This window comes from Methylobacterium sp. Leaf108 (genome assembly GCF_001423265.1).
Classification (GTDB): Bacteria; Pseudomonadota; Alphaproteobacteria; order Rhizobiales; family Beijerinckiaceae; genus Methylobacterium.
In genome coordinates this window covers 149,634-174,225 of sequence record NZ_LMND01000035.1, presented here as the reverse complement: position 1 = coordinate 174,225, position 24,592 = coordinate 149,634, and the positions used below count along the sequence as shown (strand labels likewise).

Genomic DNA, 24,592 nt, shown 5'->3' with positions numbered 1-24,592 from the left:
CCGGCCGCTCATCTTCCTTCGGCCGCAAGCACGAGCCCGCTGGCGCGTCAGGCGGCGCGCACCGTCGCCAGGAAGTCCGCCACCTCGGTGCGCAGCACCGTGGCCTGGCGCGAGAGGTCCCTGGCCGCATCGAGCACCTGCGCCGAGCCGCCGCTGGTCGAGAGCGCCGCCTCGCTCACCCCCGCGATGTGGCCGGAGACCGTCCGCGTCCCGTCCGAGGTCTGGGCGGTGGTGCGGGCGATCTCGAGGGTCGCCGCGCCCTGCTCCTCGACGGAGGCCGCGATCTCGGCGGAGATCAGGCCCATGCGCTGGATCACCTCGGCGATGCCCCGGATCGCGGCGACGGAGGACTCGGTGGAGGCGGTGATCTCCGAGACCTTGCCGGCGATCTCCTGCGTCGCCTTCGCGGTCTGGCTCGCCAGGCTCTTGACCTCGGCGGCGACGACGGCGAACCCGCGCCCGGCCTCTCCGGCCCGCGCCGCCTCGATGGTGGCGTTGAGGGCGAGCAGGTTGGTCTGCCCGGCGATGTCGGAGATCAGCCCGACGATCTGGCCGATGCTGCCGGCGGCCATCGAGAGGCGGTTGACCTCCTCTGTGACCCGGGCGGCGTTGCGCTCGGCCTCGTCGGCGACGGCGGCCGAGGCGCCGACGCGCTCGCCGATCCCGCGCACCGAGGCGGTGAGCTCCTCGGTGGCCGCCGCGACCGTATCGGCGCTGGCGGCGGCCTCGCGGGAGGCGACGGCGACGGCCTCGCTCAGCGACGAGGTGTCGGCGGCCGCACGGGACAGGTGGTGGGCGGCCGATTCGAGTTGCGTCGAGGAGGCCGAGACCGCCTCGACGATGCCGCCGGCTCTCGCCTCGAAGCTGTCGGCCAGCGCGAACATGGCGGCGCGGCGGTCCGCGGCGGCCGCGGCCATCGCCCGGTCGCCCCGGCTGCGGCTGGCCCGGCCCTCGGCGAGGCTGTCGCGGAACTCCACCGCGGCGGCGGCGATGGCGCGGACCTCGCGCGGTCCCCCCTCGGGGAGCGCACCGGCGTCCTCGTCGCGCCCGATCGCCGTCAGGGCGGTGGCGATGCGCGAGAGCGGACGGGCGATGGCGGTGCCGAAGGCGAAGGCGACGAGGCAGGACGCCAGGAGAGTGGCCAGGCTCGCGGCGGTCCAGGCGACGACGGCGTCGCCGGCCGCGGCCCGTGCGGTTCCGGCCGCCTGCGCGAGATCCGACGACAGGCGATCCTCGATGCCCTTGAGGGCGTCGATGCGCTCCGAGGCGAGGCGGAACCAGGCCGGTCCGTCGGTGAAGGCGAGGGGCTGGCCGGGGACGGTGTCGAGGATGACGGCGCGCAGCCGCTCGACCTCGCGCGAGGCCGCGCCGGCGCGCGCCGTGTCGAGCATCGCCTGCTGGGCCGGCGTCGCGGCACGGCGGAAGACCGCTTCGTAGGTGGACTGGTTGGCCGCGAGGGTGGCGATCCGTCCGAGGGCGGCGAGGTCGAGCCGACCCGAGCCGAAGATCGCCGCGGCGGTGGCGCGCTCCTGTCCGGCGAACTCCTTGAGCGACAGGAACGCGGCATAGGCCGAGACGCGGGTGGTGATGTCGCCGCTGGCCGTCACCTGCGACATCTCGCGGACGAGGTCGAGGGCCGAACCGATCAGGCCGGAATAGGCGGCCAAGTTCTGGGCCGGCGTCCGGGCGAGGTCGTCGACCGCCTTGCGATGCGCGGGCAACTGCCCGAGCCCCTTGCGCAGGGCCTCGCCCCGGCCCTCGAAGCTCGTGCCCAACCCGGCCGCGTGCATCCGGTCGTAGGTCTCGCCCAAGGCCTCCCGGCCGGCGTCGGTGAGGAGGCGCTGGCGGGCGAGCTCCTCCTTGAAGGTGGTGCCCTTCGAGCCGAGGAACAGGCTCGATGCACCGCGCTCGCGCTGGGCCTCGTGGACGAAGGCGCCGACGCGGGCGGCGAGGCCGACAAGGTCCTCCATCCGCGCCATCTCGGTGCGCTGGCCGACGCGCTCGTCGATCGCGAGGCCGGCCACGACGGCGAAGGCGAGGCACGGGGCCAAGGCCACGAGAAGAATACGCGACCGCAGGGACCGCAAAACACCGAACGTCATCGAACCGCAAGCCTCGAGGTACCAGAGATCTGCGGGCACCCTGCCGGACTTCATGTAAAGGGAAGGTTGAAGGGTCGGCCTTTGCCTTTTGTTTGCGCATCCTCGTCGCAAATTTAGCCTGCGAGGCGAAGTCTCGTCTATCGGCCGCGCATGCTGTCCCGCCGACATCTCCGGCGGCCCGGCAAGGCATGCGTTTCCGGCGGTGGCGGCCGCCGTCCCCTGCCCGTGGAGGTCCCCGCCTGACGCCTATCGGGCCAGGACGCGCACGGCGTCCTTCGTGGTCGCCACCGCCTGCGAGACACTGCCGACGGAGCCCGTGATGCCGTGGAGGTTGCGGGCGATGGCGGTCACGGCCTCGGCGGCGACCTGCATGTTCGAGGACATGTCCTGCGTGACCACGCTCTGTTCCTCCACCGCCGCGGCGGTGGCGATCACGTGGTCGCGCATCGTCTCGACGCTGCCGCCGATCCGGTCGAGGGAGCCCGCCACCTGCCGCGAGATCGCCTGGACGCTGTCGATCTCGGTGGAGATGCGCTGTGTCGCCGTCGCGGCCTGGTTGGCGAGGTTCTTGACCTCCTGGGCCACCACCGCGAAGCCCCGGCCGGCCTCCCCCGCCCTGGCGGATTCGATGGTGGCGTTGAGGGCGAGCAGGTTGATCTGGCCGGCGATGGTCTGGATCAGGCCGACGATGCCGCCCATGGCGGTGGCCGCCTCGGTGAGCCTGTGCGTGAAGGCGCCGGCGGCCTTGACCTGGTTCTGCGCGTCGTCCGTGGCGTGGCGGGACTTGGACATGCTCTGCGAGATCTCGCAGACCGAGGCCGCCAGTTCCTCGGCCGCCGCCGCCATGGTCTGGACGTTGGTGGAGGTGGAGCCGGCCGCCTGCGCCGCGGCCGCGGATTCGCGGTCCGACACGGCCAGGGCCCCGTCGATCTCGCCGAAATTCCGTTCCAGCAGGGCCTGGAGCTTCATCAGCATCGTCACCTGCGCGGTGACGTCGCTCGCGAACTTGACGATCTTGTAGGGCCGCCCGCTGGCGTCCAGGATCGGGTTGTAGGAGGCCTCGATCCAGACCGCGCGGCCGTCCTTGGCGATGCGCTTGAACTGGCCGGCCTGGTAGACGCCCCGGCGCAGGGCCGCCCAGAACTCGCCGTAGGCGGCGCCCGCCCGCACCTCCGGCTCCACGAAGATGCCGTGGTGGCGGCCCACGATCTCCGACAGGTCGAAGCCGAGGGTCGACAGGAAGTTGGCGTTGGCGTCCAGGATGGTGCCGTCGAGGTCGAACGCGATCACCGCCTGCGACTTGCCGATGGCCTCGATCTGACCCTGGCGATCGGCATCCATGAGCTTGCGGGCGGTCACGTCGGTGGCGATCTTCACGACCTTGAACGGTCGGCCGGAGCGGTCGAGGACCGGGTTGTAGGACGCCTCGATCCACACCTCGCGGCCGCCCTTGCCCAGGCGCCGGTACTGGGCGGCCTGGTAGCGGCCGGACCGGAGGTTCTGCCAGAAGTCGGCATAGGCGGCGCCGGCCTGTTCGTCGGCCTCCACGAACAGCCTGTGGTGCCGGCCCTGGATCTCGGACAGGTCGTAGCCGACCACCTCCAGGAACCGCTCGTTGGCGGTGATGATGACGCCGTCGAGATCGAACTCGATGATGCCGTTGGACTGGGAGAGTGCCGCCAGCGTCGCCTTCTGCTCGAAGGACGATCTGCCCCATACGTCGATCATGATGGCCTCCGGCGTCCCGCCCCGGTGTCGACCGGGACCGACGCGCATCCGCGTCGATCAGATCCGCCGACGCATGTATTCGATGTGAAAAAATACCACCATAGGGTTTAATCCTGAGTTAAGATCGTTGCAGCGCGGTCCGTAAACGGATCGGTATCTCGAACGGGTGGGCCGCCCCCGCGCGAATGCCTTGGCGCTGCAAAGGCAGATCCTTCGCCGGCGGCCGGCATCGGGCGAAACCTTGTGGCGCGTGCGAGACGAGCCGCCGCGCCGGTGCGGCTACTCGCGCCGGAGCCGGTGTCGGGCTCTCGCCGGTCCCGGGCTCTCGCCACTCCCGGGCTCTTGCCGCTCTCGGGTTCTTGCCGACCCGGGGCTCTTGCCGATCCGATCCGCCCGGACGACATAGCAACCACCGAACGACCGCGGCCCGCGCGGGTTCGGCCCGGCCGGTGCCGCCACGGTCGCTCCACGCGTGATTCCGAAGAGACCCGATGGCCAAAGCCAAAGCCGCCGCCAAGACCAGTCTCAATAAGACCAGTCTCGACAAGACCAGTCTCGACGAGACAAGCCCGGCCGCGAGCGCGCCGCCCAAACCGGTCTCCCCGAAGACGGCGTCTTCGAAGGCCGCCGCCGCCAAGGGCGTCCGGGCGAAGGCCGAGCCGGCGGCTGAGGAAGCACAGGCCGAGGCCCGGCTCGAGGCGCTGTTCGACGGTCCGCGCGACACCCGGGTCATCGCCGTGCGCGGCGCGCGCGAGCACAACCTCAAGAACATCGACCTCACGATCCCGCGCGACCGCCTCGTGGTCTTCACCGGGCTGTCGGGCTCCGGCAAGTCGTCGCTGGCCTTCGACACGATCTACGCCGAAGGCCAGCGCCGCTACGTCGAGTCGCTCTCGGCCTACGCCCGCCAGTTCCTGGAGATGATGGCCAAGCCCGACGTCGACCAGATCGACGGGCTCTCGCCGGCGATCTCCATCGAGCAGAAGACCACCTCCAAGAACCCGCGCTCCACCGTGGGGACCGTCACCGAGATCTACGACTACATGCGCCTCCTGTGGGCGCGGGTCGGCATCCCCTATTCGCCCGCCACAGGCCTGCCGATCGAGAGCCAGACCGTCAGCCAGATGGTCGACCGGGTGCTGGCGCTGCCCGAGAAGACCCGGCTCTACCTGCTCGCCCCCGTGGTGCGCGGCCGCAAGGGCGAGTACCGCAAGGAGATCGCCGAGTTCCAGAAGAAGGGCTTCCAGCGCCTTCGCATCGACGGCGAATACTACCCGATCGAGGACGCGCCGAAACTCGACAAGAAGCTCAAGCACGACATCGACGTGGTGGTGGACCGCATCGCGGTGCGCGCCGACATCGCCGGGCGGCTGGCGGAATCCTTCGAGACGGCGCTGGAACTCGCCGACGGCATCGCCCTCGTGGCCTTCGCAGACGGGGCCGAGGGCGAAAGCCCCGAGCCGATCACCTTCTCCTCGCGCTTCGCCTGCCCGGTCTCCGGCTTCACCATCGCGGAGATCGAGCCCAGGCTGTTTTCCTTCAACAACCCCTTCGGTGCCTGCCCGACCTGCGGCGGCATCGGCCACGAGATGCGGATCGACCCCGAACTCGTGATCTCCGATCCGCGCCTGAGCCTCAAGCGCGGCGCCATCGGCCCCTGGGCGAAATCGACCTCGCCCTATTACGGCCAGACCCTCGATGCCCTGAGCCAGCACTACGGCTTCAAGACCGGCGTGCCCTGGGCCGACCTGCCCGAGAGCGCGCGCACCGTGGTGCTCTACGGCTCGGGCCGCGAGTCGATCCGGTTCTCCTACAACGACGGGCTTCGCGCCTATGCGGTCAACAAGCCGTTCGAGGGCGTGATCCCCAACCTGGAGCGCCGCTACAAGGAGACCGAGAGCGACGCCTCCCGCGAGGACATCTCGCGGTTCATGAGCGAGACGCCCTGCGCGGCCTGCGCCGGCAAGCGCCTCAAGCCCGAGGCCCTGGCGGTGAAGGTGGCGATGCAGGACATCGGGCAGGCCACCGCCCTGTCGGTGCGCGAGGCCCACCGCTGGTTCTCCGACCTCTCGGGGCAGCTCACCGACAAGCAGAACGAGATCGCCGCGCGCATCCTCAAGGAGATCCGCGACCGCCTGACCTTCCTCATCGACGTCGGGCTCGACTACCTCAGCCTGGCGCGCGGGGCGGGCACGCTCTCGGGCGGCGAGAGCCAGCGCATCCGGCTCGCCTCGCAGATCGGCTCGGGCCTCACCGGTGTGCTCTACGTGCTGGACGAGCCCTCGATCGGCCTGCACCAGCGCGACAACGAGCGCCTGCTCGGCACCCTCAAGCGCCTGCGGGACCTGGGCAATTCGGTCATCGTGGTCGAGCACGACGAGGACGCGATCCTGCAGGCCGACCACGTGGTCGACGTCGGGCCCGGTGCGGGCATCCACGGCGGGCGGATCATCGCGCAGGGCACGCCCGCGGAGGTCCTGGCCAACCCCGCCTCCCTCACCGCCAAGTACCTGACCGGCGAAATGAGCGTGCGCACCCCCACCGCCCGGCGCAAGGGGGCCAAGGGCAAGCTCACCCTGGTCGGCGCACGCGGCCACAACCTCAAGGACGTCACCGTCGAGATTCCGCTGGGCACCTTCACCTGCGTCTCGGGCGTCTCGGGCGGCGGCAAGTCGACCCTGATCATCGACACCCTCTACAAGGCGGTAGCCAAGAACCTGAACGGGGCGATGGAGCACCCCGCCCCGCACGAGCGCCTGGAGGGGCTGGAACACCTCGACAAGGTCATCGACATCGACCAGTCCCCGATCGGGCGCACCCCGCGCTCCAACCCGGCCACCTACACCGGCGCCTTCACCCCGATCCGCGACTGGTTCTCGGCGCTGCCCGAGGCCAAGGCGCGGGGCTACCAGGCCGGGCGGTTCTCCTTCAACGTCAGGGGCGGGCGCTGCGAGGCCTGCTCGGGCGACGGCGTCATCAAGATCGAGATGCACTTCCTGCCGGACGTCTACGTCACCTGCGACGTCTGCAAGGGCCGCCGCTACGACCGCGAGACCCTGGAGGTGAAGTACCGCGGCCGCTCCATCGCCGACGTCCTCGACATGACGGTGGAGGAGGCCGCCGACCTGTTCAAGGCCGTCCCCTCGATCCGCGAGAAGATGGAGACGCTGGCCCGCGTCGGCCTCGGCTACGTCAAGGTCGGCCAGCAGGCCACCACCCTGTCGGGCGGCGAGGCGCAGCGGGTGAAGCTCTCCAAGGAGCTCTCGAAGCGCGCCACGGGCCGCACCCTCTACATCCTCGACGAGCCCACCACCGGCCTGCACTTCCACGACGTCGCCAAGCTCATGGAGGTGCTCCACGAACTCGTGGACCAGGGCAACACCGTGGTGGTGATCGAGCACAACCTCGAGGTCATCAAGACCGCCGACTGGGTGATCGACATGGGGCCAGAGGGCGGCGACGGCGGCGGCGAGGTCGTGGCGCAGGGCACGCCCGAGCAGATCGCGGCGGCGAAGGGCAGCCACACCGGCCGCTTCCTGCGCGACGTGCTCGCCCGGCGGCCCCTGGGAGCGCCGGCTTCCAAGGCGACGTCCCCCAAGGCGACGACCCCCAAGGCGACGTCCCCCAAGCCGCCGATCCCCAAGGCGCGGGCCGCCGGCGGCGGCTGAAGCCGGCGTCGCTCCGGAAAGGCGCGCCTGCCCGTGATTCGGGCGGTCGCTGCCCGTTTGGGGCCCGCTGGAGGCCTCCGGCGGACCGTCGGGGCGGGCGAGGCCGTGACGCCGGTTTGCGCATCGGTCGACGCGCGATTGCGCAATCGTCCCGGCCGTAGGCCCCCGATCAAGCGATTGATCGTCTTGCGTTATTCTGCCGACGCGTCCCGGACAAACCCAAGGTCTTCGTCACGAGATCTTGGGCAAGACCTTAACGAATCCTTTCCAGGCAGTGCAGCCGAATTGCGGCTTTTGCGCAACGGTCGATTTGGAACTGCCTTGCCGGCGAGCATCCCCCTGTCATTCGCCGCCGACCTGTAGAATAGTTCTCAGCGTTGAGACGCGACTTGGGGCCGCAATGGGGGGCCACACACCGACTGCGAATCACACCGCGACCAAGCGGTGGACCAAGCGGGAAGGTGCGTAAGGCTGCGTCGCGGACGCCTGAAATCCTTGGGAAGGAAAAACACGATGACGAAGAACTGGCTGGCCGCTGGAGCACTTGCGGCCACGATGACCATGACCGCTACCGCGTCCTATGCCCAGACCACCACCGTTCCCGGTGAGCAGGTCGGTCTGGCCACCGGCGCTCCGCTGCCCGAGGGCATCTACGCGCTGAACACGTTCGTCTACCGCAGCAACGAGAACGTCACCCCCGGCAGCGTCGACGTCGGCGTGAACGTCCCGGTGCTGGTGTGGTCGACCCCGTTCGTTCCCTTCGGCGGCCGCATCGAGCTGCTCGTCGCTCCCCCGACCGTCTTCGCCTTCGGCAAGAACGGCGGCCCGAACGGTTCGCGTGACCTGTCCATCAACGTCGGCACCTTCGTGGGCGGCATCTGGGCGTTCGACCTCGGCGGCAACGTCGGCGTCAGCTTGCTCGGCGGTGTCTACCTGAACGAGCTCAACGGCGACCGCGGCGTTCTCGTGAACAACGCCGGCACCACCTTCGCCACCCCCGTGCTGCCGCAGCTGGCCTCGAACACCTACCGCGCCGGCATCGCCATCAGCTACACCGGCGACGGCTACAACCTCACCGCCAACCTGACCGGCAACTTCTACGACTCCCCGGCCACCTTCGGCGGCAACAACGCTTTCGGTACCCGTGGACCGTTCATCATCTCCGACTCGCTCAACCTCGACCTGACCGCGACCAAGAAGTTCGGCAAGTTCGAGATCGGCGCCATCGGCTACGGCACCGTCAACCTCGACACCAGCCCGAACAGCCTCGCCTTCCGCAACCGCGGCAACTTCTCGCTCGGCGGCCTCATCGGCTACGACTTCGGACCGTTCACGGCCCAGGCCTATGTCGCCACCACCGTCGCGAACGCCGTCCGTCGCGCCGACACGGTCGAGGGTTGGTTCCGCGTGATCGTGCCGCTGTACTCGCCGACCCCGGTCGTCGCTTCGGCCGCTCCGATCGTCCGCAAGTACTGATCTCGCAAGTCCAGATCCGTTCATCCTCTGAACCGATCTGAATGGTCGCTCCCGGTTCGTCCGGGGGCGACCTTTTCGTTTTCGGGGTAGCCTCCGGCTGCGAGCGACCGGCCCCCGTGGGCCTTTCGGATCGTCGAGGGACGCAAGGGGCCGCCGTTCGTTGTCGCGGCTTCGTCCGGTGCGAGCGCGTCGCGCCATCGGTGGTCCGGCTCCGGTCGATGGATCGCCGCCTCGCACGCAGGGGCGGGCCCGGCTCCCGGTTCGGCCGGGCGCGGTCGGTCGCGCAGGGCGGGACGTCCGGAGCCCGACGTGACCTCACGTCGGACCGCCCCATCCCTCGCCTTCGGCAGGACGGGCGCGACAGGGCCGGCCGAACGCCGGCCGCGATCGTCCCCGCAGGCTTTTCGATGGTGACGGACGAACGGGTTCCGGACGTCGAAGGAAGCCGGGGCGGCTTACGCGAACAGGCTCGACACGCTCGATTCCGTCGCGGTCCGGCCGATGGCCTCGCCGAGCAGCGGCGCGATGGTGGCGACCCGGATGTTGCGGGCGAGCTTGACCGCCTGGGTCGGCTGGATCGAGTCGGTGATCACCAGCTCCTTCATCCGCGAGGCGGCGATGCGCGAGACCGCACCCCCCGACAGCACCCCGTGGGTGATGTAGGCCGAGACGTCCTTGGCGCCGGCGGCCAGCAGCGCATCGGCGGCGTTGACGAGGGTGCCGCCGGAATCGACGATGTCGTCGACGAGGATGCACGAGCGCCCCTCGACCTCGCCGATGATGTTCATCACCTCCGATTCGCCCGGGCGCTCGCGGCGCTTGTCGACGATGGCGAGCGTCGCGTCGATGCGCTTGGCGATGGCGCGCGCGCGCACCACGCCGCCGACGTCGGGGGAGACCACCATCCACTCCCTGGGATCGAGGCGCTCCTTGATGTCGCGCACGATCACCGGGGCGGCGAAGAGGTTGTCGGTGGGGATGTCGAAGAAGCCCTGGATCTGGCCGGCATGGAGATCGAGGGTCATCACCCGATCCGCGCCGGCTTCCGTGATGAGGTTGGCCACCAGCTTGGCCGAGATCGGGGTGCGGCCCGAGGTGCGCCGGTCCTGGCGGGCGTAGCCGAAGTACGGGATCACCGCGGTGATGCGCCTGGCCGAGGAGCGCCGCGCGGCATCGATCATGATGAGCAGTTCCATCAGGTGATCGTTGGCCGGGTAGGAGGTCGACTGGACGATGAACACGTCCTCGCCGCGCACGTTCTCCTGCAGCTCGACGAAGATCTCCATGTCGGCGAAGCGCCGGACCATGCATTTGGCCAGCGGCATCTCGAGATAGGCGGCGATGGCCTCGGCCAGCGGCCGGCTGGCGTTGCCGGCGATGATCTTGATCGAGGACTTCATGCCGGGACTTTCCACCAGTGTGCTCGCGCCGACAGGCGTGGATGGCACCCGACCCGGTGCGCGTGGCCGAACGACGGGCGTGGGCCCGCACGGCGCGCGGGGACCGGCCTCGTCGATGCCCGCGCTCTTAACAGCGGCGGGGGGGCGTCACAATGCCTTCATGCGAGCGGTCCGCCGTCATCCCAGGCCCCGGGCACCGTCGGCGACGCGCCCTGCCCCGTCCCGGCAATCAGGGCGCGAGAAGACGGTGCAGATGCACGACGAAGTAGCGCGTCTGGGCGCTGTCCACGGTCGCCTGCGCCTTCGACTTCCAGGCGGCCTGGGCCGAGGCGAAATCGGGGAAGATGCCGACGATGTCGAGGCCGGGCACGTCCTTGAAGTCGACTCCGTCGAGGCTCTCGAGTTCACCGCCGAAGACGAGGTGCAGTTTCTGGCCGCTGTCGATCGTGGTTGTCATAGGCCTCTCCTCGTCGGGCCGGGGTTCGCCGCGCGCCCTTTAAGCACGGCTGCGGGACCCTGCGCGAGCGGTCCGGCCGGGATGCGTCCCATGCTCGGGCCGCCGGGCTCGTCCCGACGCCATGGCGGACGCTCGTCGGCAAGCACGCCGTGAGCCAGATTCGGCTTCACACGTCGAACAGCGACCCCTGCGGGGCGGCGGCCGACGCCTCGACCGTGGTGTCCACGACACCGCGCTTCTGGGCCGCGCGCCTGCGCCGGGCGGGCGCGGGCTTCTGCGGCGCGTCCTCGCCGGGGGGGGCGTGGCCGTCGGTGACGACGCCGATCCGGCCATCGGCGAATTCCAGGGTGAGCCGCTCGCCCGGCCCGAGGGTCGCGGTCCCGCGCACGGCTCCGCCGGCGGCGTCGCGCACCAGGGCGAAGCCCCTCGCCAGCACCGCCCGGTAGCTGAGGGAGCCCAGCAGCCCGCCCAGGGCCGCCAGCCGGTCGCGCCGGCGCTCGCCGAGGCGGGCGGCGGCGGTCGCGAGGCGCAGGGCCAGGGCGCCGAGGCGCTCGCCGTCGCGGGCGGCCGCGGTCCTGGCCCGCCCGAGGGTGGCCGCCTGCGCCAGCGACAGGCGCCGGCTCAGGTGGGTCAGCGCCTCGCGCTTGCGCAGGGTACCGAAGTGCAGGGCCTCGCGCGGCTTGTCCGCCACCAGCCGCAGGCGCCCGCGCGCCATGGCCAGTGCCAGGGCGGGGGGATGGCGGCCGATCCGCTCGGCGAGGCGGGCGAAGCGCGCGCGGTGGACGCGGGCATTGCCGGCCAGCGCCGGCACCAGCCGGGCCTCGGCGAGGTCGAGGCGCTGGCGCTTGCCCGCCAGCACCGCATCGGCCGCGGGCAGGGCACGCACCAGGGCACGCAGGTCGCGGGCCTCGCGCACCAGCCGGCGTTCGATGCCCTCGCGCTGGCGGGCGCCGAGGTCGCGGATTTCGGCCAGGAGGTCGGCACGCACCGGCACCGCCATCTCGGCGGCCCCCGTGGGGGTTGGCGCGCGCCGGTCGGACACGAAGTCGATCAGGGTGGTGTCGGTCTCGTGCCCCACCGCCGAGATCAGCGGGATGGTGCCGTCCGCGACGGCGCGCACCACCGCCTCCTCGTTGAAGGCCCAGAGGTCCTCGATCGAGCCGCCGCCGCGGGCGACGATCAGCACGTCGGGCCGCGGGATCGGCCCATCGGGACTAAGCGCGTTGAAGCCGCGGATGGCGGCGGCGATCTCGTCGGCCGCCCCCTCCCCCTGCACCCGTACCGGCCAGACCAGCACCGGACGGGGGAAGCGGTCGGCGAGCCGGTGCAGGATGTCGCGGATGACCGCACCGGTGGGCGAGGTCACGACGCCCACGACCCAGGGCAGGTAGGGGATCGCCCGCTTGCGCTCGGGTGCGAACAGCCCCTCGGCGGCCAGGACGCGCTTGCGCTCATCGAGCAGCGCCATCCAGGCGCCGATGCCGGCCGGCTCCAGGGCCTCGACGACGATCTGGTAGGAGGACTTGCCGGCGAACGTCGTGATCCGCCCGGTGGCGATCACCTCCAACCCTTCCTTGGGCTTCTGGCGGAGGCGGTTGAAGGTGCCCTTCCAGACCACGGCGTCGATGCGGGCCGAGCCGTCCTTGAGCGAGAAATAGGCGTGGCCCGAGCCGTGCTGGCCGCGATAGCCGGAGATTTCGCCGCGCAGGCGGACATGCCCGAAGGCATCCTCGAGGGTGCGCCTGAGCGCCCCGGCGAGGTCGCTTACCGACCATTCGGGAGCATTCCCGACGGCGGTGGCCTGCAGGGCGGCGGGAGACGGGACCGGTGACATGGCGGGACGCTAAGGCCGGAAACCCCATCGCGTAAAGCGCGGTCCGCCGGAACACGGCCGGGAACCGGCATCACGGGTGCGTGTCAGGACGCCCGTCCAGCCCTGAGGGCGTCCCGCCCCGCGGCACGGCCGCACGGGCGTGCGGGATGGTCCCTCAGCCCGCCTTTCTCGCCGCAGGGGCCGCCGCCTTCGCCGGCGTGCCTCCGTTCGTTGCAGCCTTGGTCGCTCCGGCCTTGGCCTTGGCGATCTTGGCCAGTTCCCGCAGCACCGTGGTCGTCACGCTCAGGCGCTCGGGGATCGTGGTGAGCTCGCGGATGAAGACGATGCTCATGTCGGGGCGGACCTTCGCGAAGGAGGCCTGGCCCGCCACGTAGGCCACCAGCCCCTGCGGGTTGGCGAACGACTTGTCGCGGAAGTGGATGACGATGCCTTTCGGCCCGGCCTCGACCTTCTCGATGTTGGTGTCGCGGCACAGGATCTTGATGGTGACGATGCGCAGCAGCTGCTCGACCTCCGGCGGCAGCGGCCCGAACCGGTCGATCAGCTCGGCCCCGAAACTCTCCATCTCGGCGTCGTTCTCGAGGGTCGAGAGCCGGCGGTAGAGGCCGAGCCGCACGGTGAGGTCCTCGACGTAGTGCTCGGGGATGGTGACGGGGGCGCCGAGCGCGATGGTGGGCGACCACGCCTCCTCCACCGGCTCCTCGATCCCGGCCTTGAGGGCGGTGACGGCGTCCTCCAGCATCTGCTGGTAGAGTTCGTAGCCGACCTCCTTGATGTGGCCGGACTGGGCGTCGCCGAGCAGGTTGCCGGCCCCGCGGATGTCGAGGTCGTGGCTGGCGAGCTGGAAGCCGGCGCCCAGGGTGTCGAGGGTCTGGAGCACCTTGAGGCGCTTTTCGGCCTGCACCGTGAGGGTGCGGTTGGCCGGCGTCGTGAACAGCGCGTAGGCCCGCGCCTTGGCGCGCCCGACCCGGCCGCGCAGCTGGTAGAGCTGGGCCAGCCCGAACATGTCGGCCCGATGGACGATCAGCGTGTTGGCGGTGGGGATGTCGAGGCCCGATTCCACGATGGTGGTGGAGAGCAGCACGTCGAACTGGCCCTCGTAGAAGGCCGTCATGACGTCCTCCAACTGGCCCGCCGCCATCTGCCCGTGGGCCACCGCCACCTTGGTCTCTGGCATCTCCCGGTCGAGGAAGCTCTTGACCTCGGCCAGATCCTCGATCCTGGGCACCACGTAGAACGACTGCCCCCCGCGAAAACGCTCGCGCAGCAGGGCCTCGCGGATCAGGAGCGGATCGAACGGCATCACGAAGGTGCGCACGGCGAGGCGGTCCACCGGCGGGGTCGCGATGATCGAGAGCTCGCGCACCCCGGTCATGGCCAGCTGCAGGGTGCGCGGGATCGGGGTCGCCGAGAGGGTGAGCACGTGGACGTCGGCCTGGAGATTCTTGAGGCGCTCCTTGTGGGCGACGCCGAAGTGCTGCTCCTCGTCGACGATGATGAGGCCGAGGTCCTTGAAGCCGACGGCCTTGGCCAGCAGCGCATGGGTGCCGACGACGATGTCGACGGTGCCGCCAGCGAGCCCGTCGCGGACCCGCTTCATCTCGGTGTTCGAGACGAAGCGCGACATCTGCGCCACCTCCACGGGCAGGCCCTTGAAGCGCTCGGCGAAGGTCCGGAAGTGCTGGCGCGCCAGCAGGGTGGTGGGCACCACCACCGCCACCTGCTTGCCGGAGATGGCGCAGGCGAAGGCGGCGCGCAGGGCCACCTCGGTCTTGCCGAAGCCGACGTCGCCGCACACGAGGCGGTCCATCGGCCGGCCCTCGTTGAGGTCGGACAGGACCGCGTCGATGGCGGTGGCCTGGTCCTCGGTCTCGTCGAAGGGGAAGCGCGCGGCGAATTCGCCGTAGAGGCCGTCCGGCGCCACGAGGCGGGGGGCCTGGCGCACGAAGCGCTCGGCGGCGACCTTGATGAGCTGGCCGGCCATCTCGAGGATGCGCTTCTTCATCCGCGCCTTGCGGGCCTGCCAGGCACCGCCGCCGAGCCGGTCCAGGGCGACCTCGGCGTCCTCGGAGCCGTAGCGGGTCAGGAGCTCGATGTTCTCCACCGGCAGGAGCAGCAGGCCGCCGGCGTACTGGAGTTCGAGGCAGTCGTGCGGCGCACCCGCGGCGGTGATGGTCTTCAGCCCGACGAACCGGCCGATGCCGTGGTCGGCATGGACCACGAGGTCGCCGGGCTGGAGCGCCTGGACCTCGAGGATGATGTCCTGTGGGCGCTTGGCCTTGCGCTTCTGGCGCACCAGCCGGTCGCCGAGGATGTCGCCCTCGGAGATCACCGCCAGCCGGTCGATGACGAAGCCGGACTCCAGGCCCCACACCGCCACCGCCACGTCCGCGCCGCGCTTCAACGCGTTGACGGCGCCCAGCGTGTTGATCTGGACCGGCTTCTTGAGGCCGTGGTCGGCGAGCACGCCGCAGAGCCGGTCGCGCGAGCCCTCGGACCACGCCCCGAGGATGACGTGATGTCCCGAACCCTGCAGGTCCTTCATGTGGGCCACCGCCGCGTCGAAGACGCTGGCGGAATCGTCGGCGCGCTCGGTGGCGAAGCTTCGGCCGGTGTGGGCCTCGCAGTCGATGGTGCCGTCGTCCGGGGCCTCGGGCATCGAGAAGCCGGTGAGGCGCACCACGCTGGCCGCGGCCACGCGCTTGTCCCATTCCGCCGCCCCGAGATAGAGCGCGTCGGGCTTCAGGGGCTTGTAGGGCGCCACCCCCGTGGAGGGCGTCTTCATCGCCTCGGCGCGGGCCTCGTAGTAATCCCCGATCAGCGCGAGGCGCTCGGCGGCGGCCTCCTCCACCTGCGGGTCGAACACCAGCGGCACGCCGGCGAGGTAGTCGAACAGGGTGTCGAGCCGGTCGTGGAACAGCGGCATCCAATGTTCGAGCCCGGCGTAGCGCCGGCCTTCGCTCAGGGTCTCGTAGAGGCGGTCGTCGCGGGTCGCGGCACCGAACTGCGCCACGTAGCCCTGGCGGAAGCGCCGGATCGTCTCGGTGGTGAGCTGGACCTCGCTCATCGGCACGAGGTCGAGGGAGCGCAAGGACCCGACCGTGCGCTGGGTCTCGGGGTCGAAGGCCCTGATCGATTCCAGCGTGTCGCCGAAGAAGTCGAGGCGGATCGGGTTGGGCAGGCCCGGCGGCGACAGGTCGAGGATGCCGCCGCGCACCGCGTATTCGCCCGTGTCCCGCACCGTCCCCGTGCGCAGAAAGCCGTTGGCCTCGACCCAGGCGGTGACGGTGTCCATCGGGATGACGTTGCCGATCGCCGCCGAGAACGTCTCCACCGCGATCTTCTCGCGGGGCGGGACGCGCTGCACGAGGGCGTTCACCGTGGTGCAGAGGATGCGCGGGCGCTCCTCCGACGACCGCGAGCGGGTGATGCGCGAGAGCGCGGTCATGCGCTCGGCAGCGACGGCGGGGTTGGGCGAGACGCGGTCGTAGGGCTGGCAGTCCCAGGCCGGCACGCTCATCGCCTCGATCTCGGGGGCGACGAACGACAGGGCGCTGCGGAAGGCGGCCGAGCGGCCGGAATCGCGGGCCACGTGCACCAGCACTGCCGGTCCCTCCGCGCGCGCCGCCAGGGCGCGGGCGAGGTCGGCCACCACCACGGCGTCGAACCCGTCGGGCACGTTGACCAGCGTCGGGCTCTTTCCGGCCTTGAGCGCCTCGATGGCGCGGGCGAGCGCCCCCGATTTCGGCAGGGCGAAGCGGGCGGTCTGCGGCTTGGGAGCGGCGGGGACGGGGGCTTTGGGCTGGGGTTTGGCCATCGGGTCGGGGTTTTGAACTCGTGCGAGAGATCGACGGAAGGCCGGGCGGGGCTGGACTCCTGCTCCATCCAACCCGCCACCTCATCCTGAGGTGCCCGCTGTAGCGGGCCTCGAAGGCGGCCTCCAGCCCACCCGACGATTCCCGGAGCCCTCCGCTTGGCAGCGGCGCCTCAGGGAGGAGACAGCGCGTGGGACGTCGAGCGATGGCAGATCCATGGATCCACCGCCATCGTCAGCCGTGGATCGGCGCGTCGTGCTTATGGAACGCCCGGAGGCGGCGGTACAGCGGGGTGTCGTAGTTCTCCGGGGTCGGGTCCTCGCCGGTGAGCCAGCGGAACAGGTCGCGGTCGGGCACCTCGATCAGTGCCTCGAACTGCGCCAGCTCCTCCTCGCTGAAGGACCCGATCTCGGCGTCGGCGAAGCGGCCCATGATCAGGTCCATCTCGCGGATGCCCCGGTGCCAGGCCCGGAACAGGGTGCGGCGGCGGCGCGGATCGAGGTCGGCGCTGGTGCGGGTGGTGCCGGACATCGTGGGCATCCCATGGTGGGGAATCGGACAGGTCGAAGGCCGGATATGGGGAGCGGCGCCGGAAAGGGCAGCACCCGGGCCGACCGCGCCGGCCCTTCTCGTGTGCGGGAGGGCATAATCTTCACGTCTTCGGCGCGACCTAGGGCGGGTTGCCGCAGCCGGTGCGCGTGTCCTCGCCGCAGCCTGCGCCGCCCGAGCGCGGGTGCTGGAACCGAAGGGCGCTTGTGGGTACGAGGGTGAGGCCACCGCCATGTCTCGCCGATGACCCGCCCGGACCCGACCCCCAGCCCCACCGGGGCCAGCGCCGCGCCGGACGCGGGCGGCCCTGCGCCCCTGCGCCCGAGCATCCTCGATCCGCTGTTCGCCCCCGCCCGCGGCCTTCCCGGCGTCGGGCCGAAGATGGCACCGATGATCGAGCGGCTGCTGGGCACCCCCGAGCGCCCGGCCCGGATCGTCGACCTCCTGTTCCACCTGCCCCAGGGCGGGGTGGTGCGAAAGCTCCTGGGCTCGATCAGCGAGGCGCCGCCGGGCGAGCCGGTGACGCTGGGCGTCACGGTCACCGGCTACCGGGCGCCCCAGCCGGGGCCGGGCAAGCGCCCCTACCGGGTGCTGGTGGAGGATGCCACCGGCGACGTGACCTTGGTGTTCTTCGGCATGCCCGCGGCCCGCGTCGAGAAGATGCTGCCGCTGGGCGCCCACCGCTACATCACCGGGCGCATCGACCTCTATGACGGCCACCGCCAGATGGTGCATCCCTCGCGCGTCGTCGACGAGGCGGGGCTCGCGGCCCTCCCGGCGGTCGAGCCGGTCTACGGCGCCACCGAAGGGCTGACCTCGCGGGCGATCTCGAAGCTGGCGCACGCCGCCCTCGACCGGCTGCCGAGCTTGCCCGAATGGCAGGACCCGGCCTGGCTTTCCAAGAACGGGCTACCCGCCTTCGCCGACGCCCTCAAGGCCGAGCACAGGCCGGAGGGCGCGCCCGCCCCGCCGGCCGCCGACGGCACCGTGGCCGCCGGCCCGGCCCGGCGGCGGCTCGCCTACGACGAACTCCTGGCCTCGCAACTGGCGCTGGCCCTCACCCGCGCCCGCAGCCGCCGGGCGCCGGGCCGCGCCAACGCCGGCGACGGCCACCTGTCGGACAGGATCGCGGCCGCCCTGCCCTTCTCGCTCACGGGCGCGCAAGGCCGGGCGCTTGCCGAGATCCGCGCCGACCTCGCCTCCGACCGGCGCATGCTGCGCCTGCTCCAGGGCGACGTCGGCTCGGGTAAGACCGCCGTGGCGCTGCTCGCCATGGCCAGCGCCGTCGAGGCCGGGCGCCAGGCCGCCCTGATGGCGCCCACCGAGATCCTGGCGCGTCAGCACCTCGCCCGGCTCACCGCCATGGCCGGCCCGTTGCGCCTGCGTCTGCTCACCGGCCGCGACAGGGCCGCCGAGCGCCGGGCGACGCTCCTCGACCTCGCGGAGGGGCGCATCGACATTCTGGTCGGCACCCACGCGCTGTTCCAGGACGGCGTCGCCTTCCACGACCTCGGCCTGGCGGTGGTGGACGAGCAGCACCGCTTCGGCGTGCACCAGCGCCTGGCGCTGGGCGCCAAGGGCCAGGCCGTGGACATCCTCGTGATGACCGCGACCCCGATTCCCCGGACCCTGGCCCTGACCTGTTTCGGCGACATGGACGTCTCGGTGCTGGACGAGAAGCCGGCCGGGCGCCAGCCGATCGTCACCCGCCTCGTCTCCACCGACCGCCTCGACGAGGTCGTGGCCGCCCTAGGCAGGGCCGTGGCCGCGGGTGACCGGGTCTACTGGATCTGCCCGCTGGTGGCCGAATCCGAATACGTCGATCTCGCCGCCGCCGAGGACCGCTTCGCCGACCTCGCCCAGGAGTTCGGCGCCGCCGTCGGCCTCATCCACGGCCGGATGCCGGGGCCGGACAAGGACGCGGCGATGGAGCGGTTCTCCCGCGGCGAGACCCGGATCCTGGTGGCGACCACCGTGGTGGAGGTCGGCGTCGACGTGCCGGAAGCCACCATCATGGTGATCGAGCATGCCGAGCGCTTCGGCCTCGCCCAGCTCCACCAGCTGCGCGGGCGGGTCGGGCGCGGCGCCGGGGCCTCGACCTGCCTGCTGCTCTATCGCGGCCCTCTCGGCCAGGTCGCCCGCGCCCGGCTCGAGACCATGCGCGAGACCGAGGACGGCTTTCGCATCGCCGAGGAGGACCTGCGCCTGCGCGGCGAGGGCGAGGTGCTCGGCACCCGCCAGTCGGGGCTGGCCGCCTTCCGGCTCGCGAATCTGGAAAGCGACGGCGACCTGCTCCAGGCCGCCCGCGACGACGCCCAGCTCGTGGTCGCCCGCGATCCGGGCCTGAAGAGCGAGCGCGGCCGTGCCCTCAGGGTGTTGCTCTACCTGTTCGAGCGGGACGCCGCGATTCGCCTGCTCGGGGCGGGGTGATCTCGGGGCGGGGTGATCTCGGGGCGGGATCCCGAGGCGAAGGGGCGGCGTTCCGTTCAGGAAACGAGCGGGGACGACGCGAAGCCGAACGGCGCGGGTCGCCGCGGGCCGATCGCCGTAGGCCCCGGCACGACCGCCACCACGACCGCGCAGCGGCGCCCCAACGAAGCGGTTTCTCGTTCCACGACAACATGTTGTAGGGGGCGTCTCACGTGCCGGCCAGGCACTCGCGGGGCGTGCGCGGGCCCGATGCGGGCATCGTGAGCTTGAAGTAGCCATAATCTCTGATTAACTGAACATGAACGAACGGCCGTCCAGGCTGCGCCGCCACAGATGTTTCAGGAGGATGGATATGTCGAGCGGACTGTTCCAGAACCTGCCGGGTGCCCACGAGATGGGGGGCGTCAACGGCCTTCCGAGCGAGCCGTGGCTGCTCCCGATCTCCGACGGTCCGGCGCCCGTCGAACCCGCGGCGGAGGCGGTGATGCTGTCCGTGCGCCGGGCGGCCCGCCCCTTCCAGATGGCGGCCAACGCCCTCGTCGCCGCGCTGGTGCTGATGCTCGGTGTGCAGATCGCCACGGACTGGGCCGGCACCCGCTCGGTCCCCCGCTCGAGCGAGCGGATCGCCGACGCCACGCCGCCGACGCTTCCCGTCGAGAAGGCGGCGCTGACGGTCCACAACTGAACCGGCGGTGCGCGGCCCGGCGCCGGCTCAGGCATCCTGGCTGGCGGGGGCCTTGCGCCCGGCGGACGACGGCGCCGCCTCGGTCTGTGCCGTGCGCAGGCTCGCCGCCATGGCATGGAGCCTGGCCTGGGGGTCCTCGGGCTGGATCACGCCCGCCGACATGACGAGCTTGGCCGCGTCGTCGACGCTGATCTCCACCTCGATGATGTCGGCGCGCGGCAGGTAGAAGAAGAAGCCCGTGGTCGGGTTGGGCGCGCAGGGCAGGAACACGCCGACATGGTCGCCCGCCGGATCGAGGGCGGTCTGTACGTCGGGGCCGGCCGGGGCCGACACGAACACCACCGACCAGGTGCCCTTCACCGGGAATTCGACGAGCCCCACCGTGCGGAACGAGGTGCCGTTGGCGGAAAACAGCGTCTCGAAGATCTGCCGCAACCCCTTGTACAGCCCCGAGATTACCGGAGTGCGCGCGAGCAGCACCTCCCCGAACTCGACGACGCTGCGCCCGACGAGGTTGGCGGTGAGGAAGCCCAGCAGCGTCACCGCGAAGAAGGCGATGAGGAGGCCGAGGCCGGGAATCGAGAACGGCAGGTAATGGTCCGGCAGGTAGCTCGGCGGCACCAGCGGCTTCACCCAGCTGTCGATCAGGCTGATGAAGTACCACGTGAGGTAGATGGTGATGGCCAGCGGCCCGGCCACGATGATGCCGGTGAGGAAATAGGTCCGCAGGCGCCCGCGCTTGCTCAGGCGCGGGCGGGTGCCGGGGAGGTCGGGCGGTTCCGGTGTCGGCAGGACCGTTTCGCGCAAGGGGACGTCTCGCTGGGGCCGTGACTCTGGAACCGGGAATCCGGCGGACCGAAAACACGGGGGATCGATGGAACGGGGACCCGTACGCGGTCCCTACCCGCAAGGGTTAGCGAGTCGGGCTCGCGACCTCAAGCGGAGGGCGGATCGCCCGGCCCGCTTTCGGCCCGTGTCCCGCGCGCATCGGCCACGCGCTTTCGCGGGCGGCGTCGGGCGAAACGCCTTGCCGATCGAAGGGCTTTGCGGGTGTAGGGATGTCTTGATGTCTGTGTGATCGTATGGCGCCGGCCCGGCCGCGCCGGGCGGATCGCGCGCGGTGATGGAAAGCGACGGACGGCGATGAGACGGCCCACATTGAGCGCCGGGTTCAAGGCCGCCGCCGTCGTCGTCGGCATCGGCATTCCCGCGGTGGTGGCGAACCATCTGCACCAGCAGTACGGGCAGGCCCTGCACGTCGCCGAGACCAGCACCGCCAACACCACCCGCGCCCTCGAACAGCACGCGGCCCGCACCCTGGAGACGGTGGACACCTACCTCCAGGCGGTGATCTCCGTGATCGGGCCGGACATGGACGGCCTTTCGCCCGAGGTGATCCACAAGGCCCTGCGCGACCGCCTCGCGCAGTCGCGCCACCTCAACAACGTCATGATCCTCGATGCGTCGGGCCGCCTGATCCACGAGGCGGGAGCGTTCCCGGCCCGGTCCACGGAATTCGGGGACCGGGACTACGTCGAGGCCCTGCACGGCGACGGCCAGACCGGCCTCGTCGTCGGCCGGCCGGTGACCGGGCGCGTCAGCAAGCTGCCGACCCTGCCCCTGATCCGCCGCATCACCCGCGCGGACGGATCCTTCGCGGGCATGGTCGTCGCCTCCCTCAATCCGGCCGCGTTCCAGGAGGTCTACGACGCCCTCGACCTCGGCGCCGGCTCCACCCTCTCCCTGTGGCGGGCCGACGGCACCCTCTTGGTGCGCTCGCCCGACCTGCCGAGCGCGGTCGGCAAGAACTACGCGGCCACCGAGAACTACAAGCGCTACGTCCTGGCGCGCCAGACCAGGCCGTTCTGGTCGGCGGGGTCCACCGACGGCATCGAGCGCGTCCTGGCGCTCGGCTTCGTGCCCTCCTACCCGCTCTACGTCAGCGCCACCCAGTCGCGCGACACGGCCCTGGCCGAATGGCGCAGGAGCGTCTGGACCCAGGCGCCCATCGCCGGCGGCACGACCCTCGTCCTCGTCCTGTCCCTGCTGTCGCTCGCCAGCGAGATCGGCCGCCGCCAGCGCTCCGATGCCCAGACGCGGCAGGCCGAGCGCAGCGCCCGCATCACCAGCGCCACCCTGCGCAACACCCTCGACACCATGGAGCAGGGCCTGATCGAGACCGACGCCCGCGGCGTCGTCCAGGTCTGCAACCGGCGCGCGCGCGACCTCCTCGGCATTACGGACGCCATGATGGCGCGCGCCCCGGTGCTCGGCCGCGACCTCGAGGGGCATCTGCGGCACGGCGAGGCCGATCCCGCCGACCCCCAGGCGCGGCGCTTTCCCGACGAGGGCGACGTGGCGCGCTGCGCAGCCGTGTTCGAGCGCGAGTGCCGCGACGGCACCGTGCTCGAAGTCCGCACCGTCGCCCTGCCCGAGGGCGGCGCGGTGCGCACCTATACCGACATCACCCCGCGCCGCCGCAGCGACCGGGCGTTCAAGGAGAGCGAGGCGCGCTACCGCCTGCTGGCCCAGACGGCCACCGACATGATCGTGCTCTCCGGCATCGACGGGGTCCGCCACTACGTCTCGCCCGCCAGCGTCGACCTCCTCGGCTACGGACCGGAGGAGCTCGTCGGCGCCCATCCGGAGGCGATGGTGCATCCCGAGGACGCCGCGCGGCTGGGCGAGATCCTGACCGCCCTGCGCGAGGGCCGGATCGACCAGGGGGTGAGCACCCACCGGTTCCGGCGCAAGGACGGGTCGTTCACCTGGGTCGAGTCGAAGTACCGGCTGATCCGCGACCCCGCCACCGGCGCTCCGGCCAGCATGATGGTGGCCGTGCGCGACGTCTCGGAGCGTCACGAACGGCAGGAGGAGCTGCGCGCCGCCAAGGAGGCAGCCGAGGCCGCCGCCGCCGCCAAGGGCGAGTTCCTCGCCAGCATGAGTCACGAGCTGCGCACGCCCCTCAACAGCATCATCGGCTTCTCGGGCCTGATGCTCGACAGCCCCGATCTGCGCACGCCGATGCTGCGCCGCTACACCCGCCTCGTCCAGGACGCCAGCACCACGCTCCTGTCCATCGTCAACGACGTCCTCGACGTCTCGAAGCTGGAGGCGGGCAGCCTCGCGCTCGACCCGCAGCCGTTCTCGCCGCACGACCTCGTCGAGGGCGCCGTCGCCCTCCTGCGCAACGAGGCCGACGCCAAGGGCCTGGCGCTGACCGCGCAGGTCGAGGCGGGCGTGCCCGAACGCCTCGTGGGCGACGATGCCCGCCTGCGCCAGGTCCTGCTGAACCTGCTCTCCAACGCGGTGAAGTTCACGGCGGCCGGCCGCGTGCACCTGCACGTCGCCACCGAGGAGGGCGGCGAGCGCGCCCGGATCCGCTTCACCGTGACCGACACCGGCATCGGCATCCCGCAGGAGAAGCGCCACCGCCTGTTCCAGCGGTTCAGCCAGGTCGACGGCTCCACCGCCCGGCGGTACGGGGGCACCGGCCTCGGCCTCTCGATCTGCCGCAGCCTCGTGGAGATGATGGGCGGCACGATCGACCTCGACAGCGCCGAGGGCGAGGGCTCGCGCTTCTCCTTCGCCATCGCCCTGCCGGTGGCCGCCACCCCCGCCGTCGAGGGGGCGGCCGATGCCGACGCCCGGGCCGGCACCGCCGTCGGCCGGTGCGCCCACATCCTCCTGGCCGAGGATGTGGACATGAACCGGGAACTCGCCGTGACGCTGCTGAGCGGCTGGGGCCATCGCGTCGACGTGGTCCTCGACGGAGCGGCGGCGGTGGAGGCGGTGACCCGCGTGGCCTACGACCTCGTGCTGATGGACGTGCAGATGCCGGTGATGGACGGCCTCGAGGCGACGCGGCGCATCCGCGGCCTCGGCGGCGCCTTCGCGCGCCTGCCGATCCTGGCCATGACCGCCAACGTCATGACCGACGACGTCGCCCGCTGCCGCGAGGCGGGGATGGACGATCACATCGGCAAGCCGTTCGCGCCCGCGCGGCTCCGGGCGGCGGTGGCGCATTGGGCCGGCCCGAGCGTGCGCGGACCGGACGCCGGCGTGCCGACGCAGGACGACCGTGACCAAGCGCCCGCCCCCGGCCATGACCCGGCCATCCTCGACGAGCTGCACGACCTGCTCGGCCCGGCGAGCCTCGGCCAGATGCTCGCCCGGTTCGCGTCCGAGCTCGACCGGCGCTTTGCCGCCCCGGTGCGGGACGCCGCCGACTGGCCGGCGGTCGGCGGAGATGCCCATGCCCTCGTCTCGAGCGCGGGGCTGCTCGGCTTCGGGCGCCTCTCGGACGCCTGCCGGACGATGGAGCAGGTCTGCACCGGGCCCGACCGCGACGAGGCACGAAGCCGCCTCCAGCTCGACCGCGTGCGCGAGGAGATCGCCTGGGTACGCCGGGCCCTGCCCGTGATCACGGCCCGCCGGGCGGCGTGATC

At 71.4% G+C, this 24,592-nt stretch carries 12 protein-coding genes and 1 pseudogene; 5 read left to right on the top strand and 8 right to left on the bottom strand.

Translation table 11 applies throughout. The annotated features are described in order from the left end of the window. Positions 1–47: 47 nt before the first annotated feature. Both ASF39_RS19530 and ASF39_RS19525 read right to left on the bottom strand, forming a co-directional pair. Positions 48–2,102 (bottom strand): nitrate- and nitrite sensing domain-containing protein, encoded by a 2,055-nt coding sequence (locus ASF39_RS19530; protein ID WP_056286934.1) that lies wholly within the window; start codon positions 2,100–2,102, stop codon positions 48–50. A gap of 246 nt (positions 2,103–2,348) precedes the next feature. Beyond that, positions 2,349–3,830 carry a PAS domain-containing methyl-accepting chemotaxis protein gene (locus ASF39_RS19525; protein WP_055883195.1) on the bottom strand — a complete coding sequence of 494 codons (1,482 nt, stop codon included), beginning with the start codon at positions 3,828–3,830 and terminating at the stop codon, positions 2,349–2,351. Positions 3,831–4,321: 491 nt separating this feature from the next. On the opposite strand from ASF39_RS19525, the gene uvrA reads away from it, so the two are divergent. Next, entirely contained in the window at positions 4,322–7,498 is a 3,177-nt protein-coding gene (uvrA, locus tag ASF39_RS19520; protein WP_165700246.1) for an excinuclease ABC subunit UvrA, read from the top strand. 513 nt (positions 7,499–8,011) lie between these two features. Further along, on the top strand, positions 8,012–8,974 hold the full coding sequence (locus ASF39_RS19515) for a transporter (protein WP_055883198.1): 963 nt from the start codon (positions 8,012–8,014) through the stop codon (positions 8,972–8,974). Positions 8,975–9,429: 455 nt separating this feature from the next. On the opposite strand, the gene ASF39_RS19510 is transcribed toward ASF39_RS19515, so the two are convergent. The 5 genes and pseudogenes from ASF39_RS19510 to ASF39_RS19490 form a co-directional block, all read right to left on the bottom strand. Continuing rightward, positions 9,430–10,374: a ribose-phosphate pyrophosphokinase gene (locus ASF39_RS19510; RefSeq protein WP_055883200.1), complete on the bottom strand. Its 945-nt coding sequence runs from the start codon at positions 10,372–10,374 to the stop codon at positions 9,430–9,432. 229 nt (positions 10,375–10,603) lie between these two features. Next, positions 10,604–10,831, bottom strand: a complete 228-nt coding sequence (locus tag ASF39_RS19505) for a DUF4170 domain-containing protein (RefSeq protein WP_056286930.1) — start codon at positions 10,829–10,831, stop codon at positions 10,604–10,606. Between the two features lie 166 nt (positions 10,832–10,997). After that, a complete protein-coding gene (gene xseA / locus ASF39_RS19500) occupies positions 10,998–12,665 on the bottom strand; it encodes an exodeoxyribonuclease VII large subunit (RefSeq protein WP_056286927.1) in 1,668 nt (555 codons plus the stop codon). Positions 12,666–12,903: 238 nt separating this feature from the next. Then, positions 12,904–16,482 (bottom strand): annotated as a pseudogene (mfd, locus tag ASF39_RS19495) (transcription-repair coupling factor); the annotation flags it as partial. A gap of 232 nt (positions 16,483–16,714) precedes the next feature. Next, entirely contained in the window at positions 16,715–17,011 is a 297-nt protein-coding gene (locus ASF39_RS19490; protein WP_055883227.1) for a succinate dehydrogenase assembly factor 2, read from the bottom strand. A gap of 261 nt (positions 17,012–17,272) precedes the next feature. On the opposite strand from ASF39_RS19490, the gene recG reads away from it, so the two are divergent. Together recG and ASF39_RS19480 are read left to right on the top strand one after the other, a co-directional pair. Further along, on the top strand, positions 17,273–19,459 hold the full coding sequence (gene recG, locus ASF39_RS19485) for an ATP-dependent DNA helicase RecG (protein ID WP_082494698.1): 2,187 nt from the start codon (positions 17,273–17,275) through the stop codon (positions 19,457–19,459). 352 nt (positions 19,460–19,811) lie between these two features. Then, on the top strand, positions 19,812–20,144 hold the full coding sequence (locus ASF39_RS19480) for a hypothetical protein (protein ID WP_055883207.1): 333 nt from the start codon (positions 19,812–19,814) through the stop codon (positions 20,142–20,144). A 27-nt stretch (positions 20,145–20,171) separates the two neighbouring features. Here ASF39_RS19480 and ASF39_RS19475 read toward each other — a convergent pair whose 3' ends face one another. After that, positions 20,172–20,951: a DUF502 domain-containing protein gene (locus ASF39_RS19475; RefSeq protein WP_056286922.1), complete on the bottom strand. Its 780-nt coding sequence runs from the start codon at positions 20,949–20,951 to the stop codon at positions 20,172–20,174. A 336-nt stretch (positions 20,952–21,287) separates the two neighbouring features. Here ASF39_RS19475 and ASF39_RS19470 point away from each other — a divergent pair, with 336 nt between their 5' ends. Continuing rightward, positions 21,288–24,590 (top strand): ATP-binding protein, encoded by a 3,303-nt coding sequence (locus tag ASF39_RS19470; RefSeq protein WP_082494697.1) that lies wholly within the window; start codon positions 21,288–21,290, stop codon positions 24,588–24,590. The last annotated feature ends 2 nt before the right edge of the window (positions 24,591–24,592 follow it).

Coding starts and splice junctions, on each gene's coding strand:
- xseA (WP_056286927.1), bottom strand. CDS start 12,665: ATGTCACCGGTCCCGTCTCCCGCCGCCCTGCAGGCCACCGCCGTCGGG.
- recG (WP_082494698.1), top strand. CDS start 17,273: ATGACCCGCCCGGACCCGACCCCCAGCCCCACCGGGGCCAGCGCCGCG.
- ASF39_RS19530 (WP_056286934.1), bottom strand. CDS start 2,102: ATGACGTTCGGTGTTTTGCGGTCCCTGCGGTCGCGTATTCTTCTCGTG.
- ASF39_RS19510 (WP_055883200.1), bottom strand. CDS start 10,374: ATGAAGTCCTCGATCAAGATCATCGCCGGCAACGCCAGCCGGCCGCTG.
- ASF39_RS19515 (WP_055883198.1), top strand. CDS start 8,012: ATGACGAAGAACTGGCTGGCCGCTGGAGCACTTGCGGCCACGATGACC.
- ASF39_RS19505 (WP_056286930.1), bottom strand. CDS start 10,831: ATGACAACCACGATCGACAGCGGCCAGAAACTGCACCTCGTCTTCGGC.
- ASF39_RS19525 (WP_055883195.1), bottom strand. CDS start 3,830: ATGATCGACGTATGGGGCAGATCGTCCTTCGAGCAGAAGGCGACGCTG.
- ASF39_RS19480 (WP_055883207.1), top strand. CDS start 19,812: ATGTCGAGCGGACTGTTCCAGAACCTGCCGGGTGCCCACGAGATGGGG.
- ASF39_RS19470 (WP_082494697.1), top strand. CDS start 21,288: ATGAGACGGCCCACATTGAGCGCCGGGTTCAAGGCCGCCGCCGTCGTC.
- ASF39_RS19490 (WP_055883227.1), bottom strand. CDS start 17,011: ATGTCCGGCACCACCCGCACCAGCGCCGACCTCGATCCGCGCCGCCGC.
- uvrA (WP_165700246.1), top strand. CDS start 4,322: ATGGCCAAAGCCAAAGCCGCCGCCAAGACCAGTCTCAATAAGACCAGT.